Here is a 14166-nt window from a genome sequence, read left to right as displayed (position 1 = left end):
CCAAATCATTTGTTCTTCACTGGCGATGGGGCGATTGCTACTGTCAGAACTCTAAATAAGTTTTATTACCTATTCTTCCCGAAGATTGAATGTGCAATTAAAATATTTTCGCTCTAACTAACCTATTTCGAGTCCCTTTGTCCATGAAAGTTCCTCTGACTCCTTTTTCTGTCTTGGACACATAATAAGCTTTCAGACTATCGTTAAATTCCACCGAACCGTTACTATCTCGTTTGACAGTCACTCGCAGTTCTTCTTGACATAATCGGATACTTGGTCTGGGTCTATATTTTATCTAGGTTATAGTTAACTTTATTTACCAGTCCTTCACTCCCCACTCCCGTTAACTAAACAGTTATAGGTGAAGAATCGCCAATTATTACCACTCCGTAAACGTGCTGTTCCTTTAATTTTAAATTCTGTATTAGAAATCGACGATAGTTTTACGGTTTCAAAAGATATTTATATCCGTTTTCTTATGTTTTCAGTGACTGCTACTTTGATTTCAATAGACTTTTGACAAAGTTCTATTATTAACTTATCCAAATTAGTTTAAGCTGTGATTGAACTGGGCAAGAGGAAACTACTAAAGCCAGTGATTATACTCACTTGTAGTCCATGATTAGTTAATTTTTTAAAAATAAGCATAGCCAAACCGATAATTTACTTTTGTTTTATACAATAGATACTAATCTATTTGTAGTGTAAAAAATAAATTAATAAACTTTAATCATAAAGATAGATTCAGTATAAAAATTTGAGCTTTATAAAAAGACAAAATATAAATATTATTTCAGTATTAAGGGAACAGCTTTTAGCTATTAATACATAATTACTTCATTAATTAAAATGTAAAATTTTTATAAAGAAAAAAGGTATATTTAAACAGTCGTATATAATCTCTGCCAAGATACTTTATTCTTATTAAGATTTTTACACAAATGACCGTAATTAATAGATTCGTGGTAGCAACTTCCTCTGCTACTCTTGCTTCAACCATAGGAAGTTCTTTAACATTCAGTGTTGATGGTTATACTAATTTAGATCAAGCTCAAACTCACAATAATTTAAAAAATACTCCTGTAAAGTTTATTCTAAAACAGTCTGTCCCATCAGAGGCTCAGAATGTTTTAGAGGTGCAAAATTCAATTATTTCTTTGGCTGTTCCCCAATCTATGACTGTTCTTTTTTTCCTAGTAATGGCTGGATTAGGAGGTTTTTTAAAACTTAAAATAGCTCATACTAAATTCAAATATAGTAAGTAATGATAGATAATAAATAGATACAAAGTGAATCAGTGATTTATAAAATATTTATATTTTATAACAACAAAAAAATGATATATATGCTATATATATTTTATAATATAGTGTAAAGATACTAATATAAAAATTAACTAATTAGCAACAGTAATCAAGAGAAGATAACTTTAATTAAATATTGATTATAACTAATTAAAGTCTGCTTGAAATCTATTTTTGCTATATTTTTTATTAACTTTTAAGGATATTTATAATGTTAATATGGCTGAGTTTTTTAGGAATTTAATATCATTAATTATCCAATAATTAAAAAGTAAATACAATAATTTTATGAAATAAACTATTGACGATATTAGTGAGTAAGAATTAAAATAGCTAAGTTTTTAAAATCTAAAATTTAAGATTATAATCAAAGACTACTATAATTTTAGTGACAACTACACGTAGAGGGGAAATATCAGAAAATAAAGAACTTAAAGCATATACTAAATTTGTTACAAGAAAAAGCATGAGGAGATATGTTTGGTTTTCATACAGGGCTTGAACTGCCTGGCAGTCTGATTTATTGCTATGATATTTTATTTATAGCTAACAATTATTTTCCTTGGGGATGGAGTGAAAGGGAAAATAATTTTTTTTATCTACCACCATACTTTGCTATATAAATTTATCCTAAAACTGATAATTCAGATATTCAAAAAGCTAACATGGAAGAATATCTAAATAATAGAGTTAGTTTAAGTTGGTTAACTGATCATTGTTATTATTGTAACCATCAAGTATCTGTCTTTTGTTCATATTACATTGTTTAATATTATCCTAATACAATATTAAATGAAGTAAATACCGTCTCTGAGTTTATACTGCCTCTAAAGAGGAGACTCTGAATTTATTATCAATTTAATTTAACCTAGAAAAACTTTCATAAATACAGAATAATATAAAATTTAATAAATAAAATAATCATGAAAATTTTAATCATTAATGCAGGTTCAAGTAGTCAAAAAAGTTGCTTATATAACTTAACTAGTGATCATTTACCTAAATATTCCATAAAACCTATCTGGAAAGCTAATATTGATTGGACAGTAGCCAAAGGTCAAGGTATTTTAACAGTTGAAGCTAATGGAATCAAGAAAAATAAAATTCTAAACCATAAGCATTTTTGTCAAGCAATACCCCAAATACTTAATACGTTAATTCAAGGAAAAACAAGAGTAATTAAAAATTTTTTACAAATTAATATTGTCGGTCATCGGGTGGTTCATGGAGGCACAGATTATTCTGAAGCAACTTTAATTACTCCGGATGTAAAAGCGGTAATCGCCCGCTTAATTCCACTAGCTCCGACCCATAATCCGTCGCATATTAATGGAATACAAGCTATTGAACAGGTATTAGGAAATGTTCCACAAGTAGCAGTATTTGACACTGCTTTCCATTGTCATATACCACTCAAATCAGCAGCTTATCCCATTCCTTATGAATGGTTAGAAAAGGGTATTCGTCGTTATGGGTTTCATGGAATCAGTCATAAATATTGTGCCGAAAAAGCAGCTCAAATTTTAAATAAATCCTTAACATCTTTAAAATTAATTACCTGTCATCTAGGAAATGGTTGTTCTTTAGCAGCTATCAAGAATGGAATTAGTATTGATACGACAATGGGATTTACTCCCCTTGAAGGATTAATGATGGGAACCCGTAGTGGTTCCATTGATCCTGCCATTTTAATTCATTTAATACGTCAATATAACTTTACTGCTAATCAATTAAATACTATGTTGAATAAAAAATCAGGGGTTCAAGGAGTCTCAGGTATTTCTGCTGATCTACGATCTATTATTCAAGCAGTTAATGAAGGAAATTACCGCGCACAATTAGCTTTTGATATGTATATTCATCGTCTACGATGGCACTTAGGAGGAATGTTAGGTAGTTTAGGAGGATTAGATACATTAGTTTTTACCGCAGGAGTAGGAGAAAATTCAGCTATTGTACGTGAAAAAACTTGTGAAGCGTTTGAATTTCTAGGACTGAAATTAGATCCTAAGAAAAACAATAATTTCTCAGTAGATACTGATATTGCAACCGATGATTCAACTGTCAGGATTCTTATTATTCATACCGAAGAAGATTGGGCAATTGCTCAAGAATGTTGGAAAATATTCAATCAAAGATATTTATCTTTATAAATCAAATTTTATATAACTACTTTCTTGAATAATTGATAATTTAAAATATAAAAGTTATATATATTTTTTATAGTTATATTTACTTTTTATTTATAAAATAAAAATCTATTAGATTTAGATATAAAATTTATATTTTTATGCCATAAGTAATTTTTTGGCATTATCTAACTTTTATATTTCTTACTATTCTGATTGTGTTAGCTTAATTTTTAGACAGATTTATATCTAGCGACTACTAGGCTTTAATTAATTTTTTTTCAGATTTTTACAAGCTAACCTACTTATTTTAAAACTAATATATGTTGATTTTAAATATATTAATATAATTTATATTAATAATATTTATATTAATAAGTTAATGTTTAATTAATAAAAATTATGTTGTCCTACTTAAATATATATTTGAAACAATTTAATTAAACAAAAAGAGGAAATCAGCTTTTGTTAGATCTACCTAATGATACCTCTATTTATTAAATAAACTAATAAAGTTTTTATTGTTATTTTATTCAGTATTAACTTCAAGCACTTAATAATTGTTTTAGCAATTCATAGATTTTTCTATTCTTTTAGGCTAGTTTTGATCAACTAAAATATGATTATAAATTTTCATGAAAACTATCTATTAAGTATTAACTATTAACTGTTAACTATAATCAGAATTTATAAAATCAAATAAAATTACCCATACTAAAAAATACCTCTGGTTGTCCTTCTGTATCCAAAACTACAACAGATACTTTAATCACAAAATTTTTTACTATAAAAGTACTAATAAATAAATCTAAACTAGGAAACCCAGCACAATCAAAAACAGTTTAAAATTTATCTAAATTCTCATCAGATATGACCCCAGCAAAATTAAATTTATACTTAATTTATAACTGCTAAGCTAGAATTTGTTAATTATCAGTATTACTGCCACCAGTAATACTGATAATTTTACATAACCTTAAAGTTTCTCTAATACTTTTACTGCCACATTTAATTAAACATAAATTGATTCGTTATAAGTTATTTAACCCACACAATAAATAGTCTTTTTATTATTATTTGTAAAATGATACCGAAAATTTAAATAGTAAAACTCAAGATATTATTATTTTTTGTTAGGGTAAATACAATTAAAAATAACATTAACTTTATCACAAGGAGAATGAAAACCCAGTTGTCATTCTTAGCACATATGACATGATAAACAATCACCCGTTAAGTATTATAAATAACAATTCTCTTCTTACTAGCCATATAGTGTTGATTTTTTATATGTAAACTATGATTACGGCTATATTCTGTAGCGTTAATAGTAGCCATTAAGAATAGGTTTAAATAATATTTAAGAGTAATTACCGATTTAAAATATTTTTTATGGATAAAAATTTTCTTATGATGGTCTATCCTATGGCTCATGTTAATAACCCAATAGAAAAAATTATCTGCTCTAGTCAGAGTAACACAATGGATATAAATTCTTTCTGTTAATTTGTATTTTATAGTATCTTTAAACTTAGTTACATTAATTTAACCTTATCTGAATCAATAACTTTTTAAAAATTAATTATTTTTCCGAATTTACAGAAATAACTAGGATAATTTCCCTAAAACTCCCTAAATAATTTAAAATATTGTATAAATTCCTAATAATAGATTGAAGTTAATTAAGACAATAGCTAGTTAATTTATAAACTTTATCTATTTTTTACTTGCAAATTCCTCAATCTAACATATTACTAGTTAATTCTATTTAACAATGAAATAAATTCTTGATTTTATTGTTGAAATTATAAATTCTTTTGAGAAATCAAGTGATATGACCACTCTAATTGTTTTTTAATGTATAAGTAGACGACTAGAAATCAATATAAAGGATAAATCGTATTGTACTCTATATCTAAATAATTAGAGTCAGACTTATACTGTTTCAAATAAATTTTTTAGAATAATTTATTTGAAACAGTATAAGGCATGCATTTGTTTTTCTATACCAAGTCTTAGTAAATCAGTAACTCATAATTTTTCAAACCCTCTTATGTAGAATAAGACATCAATAAAATTTAGCTTTTTCCTCTTATTCTTAAAAAGAGATAATGATTTTAACTGTAATTGATCGGGTATAAAAATATAGAATCATCTTCTTTTGTTTTTGAAGTTTATTTATATCTGTATTGATACATTTAATCTGATAATAATTATTTATTATATATCAATAATTTAGGTAATAAAAAATATTTTAATTTTAATATTTAAGTGAATTGCTATGCAACTAAGGAATCAAATTTCAAAGATAAAATCTAGAAAAAAATTGAGTTATAGACTAAAAGTAAATTGTACATAGTCAATAAAAATGTTAAAATCTAATTTGGTAAAAAAAATAATTATCAATGACCCTACTTGAAGCAGAAGTCCACGCCTCACTGCGAGCGTTTTTACGCCAACAAGGACTGCCTTTATGGGATCACCATCTAACCATGGCAAGATTAGTCTCAAGGGGTTTGCGCTTGGGACGTTCAGCAATTATTCAAACTGGGAGTACAGTATCCCGTTATGGATGTAGTTATTTAATGCCAGCATTACTGAGTGATCGCCCTGTTTTATTAGTAGCCTCTTCCACACTTCAAGAAAAATTATTAACCGGAATTATTCCTAAACTACAAGAATGGTTACAAACTGATCAAGTCATTCATACAGAAGATGAAAGATTAACTTGGGATAATTTTCGGGGGATATTAATGGTCTCTCCCCAAACTTGGTTAAGTGCTCGACTGGGAAAAAAAAGCTATTTTTCCGAGAAAATTCTAACTTTAATCGATAATGCTGATGAGTTAGAAGACTGGACAAGGGAATACCTTACTAGCACCCTTAAACCTCACCATTGGCGACAATTACAAAAAAACTACTCAGCCTATGGCAATTTAATTCAAGAGGTGCGTCTTTATCTCGCCAAAAAGATCCTAAGCCGTTCCACTAATCCCTATCAATGTTATCTCTTAAACGAAGAGGAATATAAGACTCTCCAATATTTAGGAGAAGTACTTACAGGGGACTCAGCTTTTAAAAAATTCTGGAAGAAAATGTCAGCCCAAAGTCAATTGCTTTGGGCTTCTATAGATTATCAAATTCAAGATTTTTCCCTTCATAGTAGTCCCTTGGAAGTAGGTTCGATATTAGAGTCGATTTGGCAAACATCTCCTGTTGTTTTGATGGGTGGGTTTCTTGATGGAGACAAAACTGCAATAACTTATCGTGATAGCATTGGATTCAAAAATGATGTTTTGTGTCTTAAATTCTCTCCTAATCGACAAAATAAATGTATTAAATTGTATATTTGTGATAATTTACCCATGCCAAATACACCTGAATTTCAAGGAGTAATGCTTAACCAAGTTCGTCGTTTTGTTACTTTATGTTGTTATCGTTCCCAACTAATTGTTATTTTAATTAATGATATGTTCTTAAAAGTACGGGTTGGAACAGCCTTAGCCGCTGAATTTGGATCGCGAGTACAAGTAGAAAAAACTCAAATTACTAATAATGGAATTCTAATTAGTAGTTGGGACTTTTGGTATTATAATCATGAAGCATTGCCCACAACTCAACTGTTAGTGATGGCAACTCTGCCAATTCCTTCCTTAGAAAATCCTTTAGTGGCTGCTCGTGTTAGCTATTATAAAAAACAACATAAAGATTGGTTTCGTTTCTATCTTTTGCCGACAGCTATGAAGATAATTCAACGGGTGGTAATGCCGTTACGGGAATGTCAGGGGGTGGTGGCTTTATTGGATAATCGAGTTAATTGTCGGAGTTATGGTAGTCAAATTTTAACAGCTTTAGAACCATATGCAAAAATTAATTATATTGATGTTAGTTGGTTTCAAAATTAATTATTTATTATGGTAAATTTTATCTATCTTTATTGCTATTTTTAGCTGTTTTTCCAACCTTTAAAAACTAGTTATGGAGTTTAGGGGAAGGGAAAGAGATTATTTTCTTTTGACTGATAAAATTTGTGGTGTTGGTTGTTGGAGAGAAATTGTTCCTTCATCTCAGTTAAGTACATAAATTTTCAAATAAGCTTTAAAGTTTTTTGCGGCTGTAAATGGTAATCTAAGTGTAGATTACATTAGAGGTATTACTGACAGGTTTTCGGTATGTCAGTTTAGCTTTCAATCGACTTAATAGAAGTTAATTTTATTTAACACAGAAGTAGAAGAGAGAAAAAGATTCAATATGGTTATTTGTTACCAATATAAAAGTATGCTTTAGATAGATAGCAGTGGAATTATAGTCAAGTTAAAAACATTATTAAACACAAAATTAAAGTAGGTATAATTTGATTAATGTCTTATCAAGAGTAGTTGAGTTACAATTAGATATTAATAATTTATTAATTTTTTAATAAACTTAATATTGTTGAATTTAGTTGATAGATTTTATCACCTTTAAGTATTTAGTTTAATAGTATAATTATGTTGTATTCATTTGAATACTTTAACTTTGGGTCAATCTATCTCAGATTTAGTTAAATTAAAATAATTTTATTAAAAAGAAGAATCAGTAATTTTTATAGTGAAAACAGCAAGTGTTTTTAGAACGGAAATTGGGTAAAAATATATTGTAAATTTAACTTAAGAATTAATACCTAAAAATATATAAATTTTGTTTTAGATTAATGACTGGTTTAATGATACTAATAAAGATCGGTTAAATATATTCTAAAATAGATATTAACGTATGGATGAATTGATTTAGAGAAACATTTATTTAAAAAATAAATATTTCTCTAAATCAATTCTATTAAATAATATAGAATATCATAGAACAGATAATAGATATTAAGATCCTAAAAATATTACTATAATATTTTATTATATTCTAATTATGACCCAATTTTTGACTATTTATAGTGCACTATAGTGTATACTCTATTTTTTCTAGAATCTTTAATAAAAAGAAAAAGTATAAAAGTAGGCATTTAATTTAACTTAGCTTAGCTATATTTAATTTTAGGGGATAATCAACTTCATATTTTACAAAATTTATTATCTACGATGGGGAGTTATAATCTTTTTATTTTTAACTTTAAAAATTTAATAATCATTCTGACTAGTAGATTATCAGAAGAAATATATTAGCCTTTTTATTCATGGAAAAATCTATATAATTAGAATTAAGAATTTATTTAATATTTTAAGTATAAGTAAGTAAATTTTTTTCTTTATTTGTGACTTTATTATATTATTAAATTAATTAACCTTTTTATACTTTTTATGTTTTTTATATTTTTTAGTTCCAACACCATTAAAATTATGCCCAATAATTGGCATAATTTTAATATGTAAAAAATTTTTTATACCATGTAAAAAGAAGATAAACAACCTAGTACTTACTTATATAATATTACTTATGAAATTACTTATATAACTACTGAAATAGCTTTTTAAATTTTTAATATTAAACCTTAAATTTTCTTAAAGTAGATAATAGCAAAGAAAAAATTTTAAAGCATGTATAGGTTATTTTTATTTAAAAACTTAAAATCTATTCACAGACTATACAGACTAATAAAACAGGAACTATTAAGATTAAACTTCTTTTAAGTTACTATGCTTAAGTTAAATGGCAAACAGAGATAATAACCGATGACTTATAATATTTTGATGGTTATAATTGCTTACGTCTTATTGATAAAAATAGTTAAAAAATTCTTACAAAGAGAAAGAATGTATTTCCTATCGAAGGATAACAAAAGATTTTAGCTACAGGACTAGTTAAAAACGTAACAGTCATTAGTATTATTCATAATAAATAAGAAATGTAAATAACTGCTTTATACATTCTCACCTCTCTTTCATATCTCAGGAAACTATTCAGACAGCTATTAAAGGGTAATTGAGTTAACTTAAACAGCTACAATGTCGGATCTTGTTGAGTATCTGCCTCGTAATTAGCAAGGTAAAATTGATTACAAGCAACTATAAGAAATAGCCACGATTAATTTCAGGATCTAACTTTGACCAAAGCCCTCACCTTGTCTTGATCAGTTACTCGGTAACTTTTGATAAATCGATTTACTATTCATGTCAAAATTGAGGGTCAATGAAAAAAATGATTCAGCAGGGATTATAGTGCCACATACCCCTGCTGAATCGTACTAAATTATAATCAAAATTAATGGGTGTCGTACTCTGGTTAAAGAGTTTAGTATAAAGATTCTTCTTGGTGAGTCTCGATAGTACAATCAGAAGTTGGATAAGCAACACAGGTAAGAACAAACCCTGCTTCAATTTGGTCATCATCCAGGAAAGACTGATCAGACTGATCAATAGTGCCAGAGATAATCTTACCAGCACAGGTAGAGCAAGCACCCGCTCGACAGGAGAATGGAAGATCTAACCCTTGCTCTTCTGCTACGTCCAAAATATACTCGTCATCAGGTACTTCGAAAGTATTGTTAATTCCTTCGGCTTCGTTTTTTAACGTAACTTTGTAGGTTGCCATATGTGATTCCTATTTTCAAGTAAAACGGCTATCAACTATTATTGAGATGAGACTTGATTACAAGTCTCATCTCTGATACTAAAGGAAAAAGAACCAGAGTTAGGGAAGGATTAGTAATGAGATTTTTAAAAAAATTTATAATAAGTTTTTCTTATATTTTATCAGGAGAGAAAGTTATTGTAATCTAACTAAATAATAATTTTTTATTAATCTTGTCTTTAAAATACTTTGATAAATTTCGTATCGGAAAACTATTCTCCAAAAATCTTTTATCAATTACTATTGATTATAGTTATGGCTATAATTGATGATTAGTACTTACAAATAACATACTAATCAATAGTAATTAAACTCAATGAAGAAGATATATTCCCTTTCGCAGCCCCTAAAAGTTGGTATTATTGGTACAGGATATGCCGCCCAGAAACGAGCTGAAACCTTTCTCCAAGACAAGCGATCACAACTCTGTTGTGTCACAGGACATACTCCTGAGAGAGTAGCTACTTTTGGACGAACCTACGATATTTCTACTTGTGAGTCTTGGGAAACCCTGATTAGCCATCAAGAAATTGATTTAGTAGTTATTTGTACCATTAACCGAGACCATGCCATGATCGCTCGCACGGCCCTCAAAACTGGAAAACATGTAATTTTAGAATATCCCTTAGCTCTCAATTTTGCTCAAGGAGCTGAGTTACTATCCTTAGCCATTCAACAAGAAAAACTTTTACACATCGAACACATTGAACTCTTGGGGAAAATGCATCAAAAAACTCGTCAATATCTTTCCCAATTAGGTCAAGTCTTCTATGGTCGTTATGCAACAACTACCTCTCAAAAACCAGCTCCACGCCGTTGGACTTATCATCGAGAGATGTTTGGTTTTCCCATGATAGCTGCCCTACCTCATATTCATCGCTTTACTAATTTATTTGGTACGGTACATAACGTATCCTCTCACATTCGCTATTGGGATGCTCCGGAAGAGGGATATTTTACAGCTTGTTTATGTGGTGCTCAATTGGAGTTTAATAATCGGTTAAAGGTTGACTTAGTCTATAGCAAAGGAGAAGTGTTTTGGAAAAATGAACGAATATTTGAATTACATGGAAGTCACGGAACCTTAAAATTTGCCGGTAATTTAGGGACAGTAATTACAGAAGAAGGTACTAAAACTATTGAATTGGGCAGTCTTCACGGTTTATTTGCCCAAGATACTGAACAAATTTTAGATCATTTGTTTGAAGAAACTTCTCTTTATGTTAAGCCACAATCAAGTCTTTATGCCCTGAAAGTTGCTGATGTTGCTTACCAGTCTTCTCAATTAGGCTCCAAATTAAATGTTGAGCAAGAAAACCCATTTATGATACTCAAAGATTGATGACGTTCAAGATATAATTATCGTCGTGATAAGAGTTACCGTCACTATTATCCAAGTTTTAAAAAAGATAATTTTGTGGTTTTTTAAAAAGAAAGTATCCGCATTTAAAAACCTAGATTACAGCACCATTGTTATCACAAAAGATTAGATGATACTATAGTAGTAACATTTGTTTAAGAGTCCGTCTGTCCTAGTCGACAAATAGCAGAGTCTAGCAATAGATTTTACATTTTGTATTGGCTAAAGTTCTTAGTAAACTTGGTAAAAGTAACTTGTGCTATTTTAAGTTTTTTAGATCGAGATTTTTAGGCGGTTATCTTTGCTTGTTTCGCTTGAGTATTCACAAGTATTGTTCCTGTAATAAAAACTACAAACACACCGAAAGAACCGGCTAAAGCCATTACAAATTAGTTGGTTTTTATTTAGAGATAAACATTTTTAGTCTAGAAGATAATATTATTTTTTTTTACTTTAATTTTAGATTGATTGAAAGTTTTTTTGATAAATTTTTTTGCTAGTGATTAGAATTAAAGTTCAGCCCGTACTATAAATTGATAGTCCCCTCCTAATTCTAGTTTATAGTCACAATTTTCTAAAAACCGCCCCAACGGTTCATAAATTAAAGCTCTTCCTAAGGTTGGTTGAACCCATAAACGACTTTGTTGAAAGCACCATTGAAATCGCCATTCATACTGAGAAGCCCTAACTTCTCCCTCGATTTTGCCATGTTGCCAAGACTGCTGAGTAATGCGGACATAAGTGATGGTTTCTGATCGACGTTGAGAATTCACAATAACGTTAACCTGTAATTGATTTTAATATACTCCCCATGCTAAAACATACAGCTATTCTTTACAAGAAACTTGATTATGCTGTCTTAAAGTCAGTTGATACTTCATCGATTACTATCATTTTGTAACTGGTTTTTAACCTATTTTCCTCTGGAACAGAAGTTTTTGGCAAAAAAGTCTACCAAACGAAATATCGACTAATCATCCTAGTTTAGTCAGAAGCTTCTCACCAAATAAAAGTCAAATTTCTCAGGCTAGAGATTGGTATTGTTATCACAATTCTGCTAACTATAATTAAAAACGTCTAGGGAAAATAACGAACTTATAAATCCGACATTAAGTTAACAAAGCTATCTTTCCTCAACACAATAATTGTCTCAAATCTCTGGAACTTCTGCCAAGATACTATACATCGAATACAATATTTTGTCTGAAATGGGTAAAGCGATCACTATATATTGGACTAGCTCAAAATTGCATAAGCAGGTGAACTTAAAGAAGCTTAGACAAAAGTGAACACTTTTGTCTAAGCACTAGACGTTAACTATTAAAGTTTACTAGTTTGCTTACACCTAAAAATTGTCTATAGAACGAGAATAAAAGCAAAAATATTTTTTTAAATTCTTAAAAATTTACCCAAACTTACAGCAAAATTCAATCAATTTTTGCAAGATAAAACCAAAAAAATACTTGATTATATAGTTAAAATTTTAGTGGGTATTAAAAATTTTAAAAAGTAAATTTTAAGCTCTATTTTCTAAATAAAAATAGTTGATATGTTCACTGAACATATAGATTTTAAAGTTTTAAAAGTTTTTTATTTATAAAAATTAATTTTTTCCTTATTACAGACTAATAAGAAAGAACTGACACTAAAGCCGATTGAATACTTATCTCATTGCGGCTATAAAAACTAGGGTAAAATATATGGACTATTTTATCCTAGTTTTTAGGATTAAAAATAAGAAGATTTTGATGGGTTAATAAGTAAATTCAATAGAATAATTACTGATATTAATAATTTTTTTTAACTCAAAGCTACATTTTAAATTGTAAACTCCCCGATTTACTTCCTCAAGGTATTAATACTCGTAAATATACCTATTCTTTTATTTTTTAAAATAGGTATATAACAAAATCTAATCTAGATATATAATTTGTAAGCTCATGTTTTAGTAAAAATTAATAGATTTAATCTTTTTTTTATTAACTCCAACTAGCAAGGTAGTTAATAAAAATATTTTTTAGATAAAACTATAATTATTTGTGAAGTTTATAATACTTGATCTTATCAATATACTTCAAACAAGTGTAAAAATATTAATCTAGCTGAATATCAACTAGAATACTAATCACTTAATCATTATAGTAAATATATACTATGTTATGATGTTGCAAAAATTCGTCAAATAGTTCTATCTTTTGCTTAGGAATATCTCGGTATGAATTTTAACTTTATCCTGGTTGGGAGTTTTTGGAAACCGGAAGGTTAAGATGACTTTTTATCCTTGGGGAAGCTTAACAATCAAGTACTATCACTCCTCTATTTAAAAGTATCTTTGATTATTACACCTATTATGTCAGTAACAGGAACTTCCTTAAAAATTATGGAGAGGATGGCTTACGGAAAAGTGATTCTAGGAACTGCTATTGCCTTTAGAGGTTATCCTATGAAATCACAATAGGAAAGCATTATATGCGACTGCTTAACAGATTTTTCTTTGTAAATAGCAGATTTACTTGATAATCAGTAAAAATAGCAATAAATTGTACTTAATATCAAAAAAATAGCTCAAAATCACGATTTTATTCGCTTATATTTTGTATATAAAGAGTTGATTGAACTTTAACAATTATTTCTGGGAGCATTCTATATCTAAGGTTGCAAATTTTAATTTTATTTTTCTCCAATTAGTTATCTTGATCAGTCTCTCTCTCCTGGAGGGAACCTACCCTAAAACTAACGCGTCGACTAGTGACAAGTTTAATGATTGTTAAATTGGTTACCCTTTGAGGATGTAAATTTAATCACAATGATT

General features: G+C 28.5%; 8 protein-coding genes. 5 read left to right on the top strand and 3 right to left on the bottom strand.

The genetic code is table 11. The features are described 5' to 3' along the window. Positions 1 to 97: 97 nt before the first annotated feature. On the bottom strand, positions 98 to 244 hold the full coding sequence (locus ETSB_RS09915; protein ID WP_171816401.1) for a hypothetical protein: 147 nt from the start codon (positions 242 to 244) through the stop codon (positions 98 to 100). A gap of 697 nt (positions 245 to 941) precedes the next feature. Between ETSB_RS09915 and ETSB_RS04190 the strand changes: the two genes are divergently transcribed. The 3 genes from ETSB_RS04190 to ETSB_RS04175 all read left to right on the top strand — a co-directional run bounded on the left by ETSB_RS04190 (position 942) and on the right by ETSB_RS04175 (position 7338). Then, positions 942 to 1265: a hypothetical protein gene (locus tag ETSB_RS04190; protein ID WP_044106485.1), complete on the top strand. Its 324-nt coding sequence runs from the start codon at positions 942 to 944 to the stop codon at positions 1263 to 1265. 962 nt (positions 1266 to 2227) lie between these two features. After that, positions 2228 to 3457, top strand: a complete 1230-nt coding sequence (locus ETSB_RS04180) for an acetate kinase (protein WP_044106484.1) — start codon at positions 2228 to 2230, stop codon at positions 3455 to 3457. 2381 nt (positions 3458 to 5838) lie between these two features. Next, positions 5839 to 7338, top strand: a complete 1500-nt coding sequence (locus ETSB_RS04175) for a helicase C-terminal domain-containing protein (RefSeq protein WP_044106483.1) — start codon at positions 5839 to 5841, stop codon at positions 7336 to 7338. Positions 7339 to 9655: 2317 nt separating this feature from the next. Here ETSB_RS04175 and ETSB_RS04170 read toward each other — a convergent pair. Continuing rightward, positions 9656 to 9955, bottom strand: coding sequence for a ferredoxin (locus ETSB_RS04170; RefSeq protein ID WP_044106482.1), 300 nt, complete (start codon positions 9953 to 9955; stop codon positions 9656 to 9658). 355 nt (positions 9956 to 10310) lie between these two features. Between ETSB_RS04170 and ETSB_RS04165 the strand changes: the two genes are divergently transcribed. Then, on the top strand, positions 10311 to 11336 hold the full coding sequence (locus ETSB_RS04165; protein ID WP_044106481.1) for a Gfo/Idh/MocA family protein: 1026 nt from the start codon (positions 10311 to 10313) through the stop codon (positions 11334 to 11336). A 527-nt stretch (positions 11337 to 11863) separates the two neighbouring features. On the opposite strand, the gene ETSB_RS04160 is transcribed toward ETSB_RS04165, so the two are convergent. After that, a complete protein-coding gene (locus ETSB_RS04160; protein ID WP_044106480.1) occupies positions 11864 to 12127 on the bottom strand; it encodes a DUF3146 family protein in 264 nt (87 codons plus the stop codon). A 1559-nt stretch (positions 12128 to 13686) separates the two neighbouring features. Between ETSB_RS04160 and ETSB_RS10485 the strand changes: the two genes are divergently transcribed. Further along, positions 13687 to 13812: a hypothetical protein gene (locus ETSB_RS10485; protein ID WP_269763983.1), complete on the top strand. Its 126-nt coding sequence runs from the start codon at positions 13687 to 13689 to the stop codon at positions 13810 to 13812. Positions 13813 to 14166: the final 354 nt, after the last annotated feature.

The sequence above is a fragment of the cyanobacterium endosymbiont of Epithemia turgida isolate EtSB Lake Yunoko genome (assembly GCF_000829235.1).
GTDB lineage: Bacteria > Cyanobacteriota > Cyanobacteriia > Cyanobacteriales > Microcystaceae > Rippkaea.
This window is presented reverse-complemented; position numbering and strand designations above follow the sequence as displayed.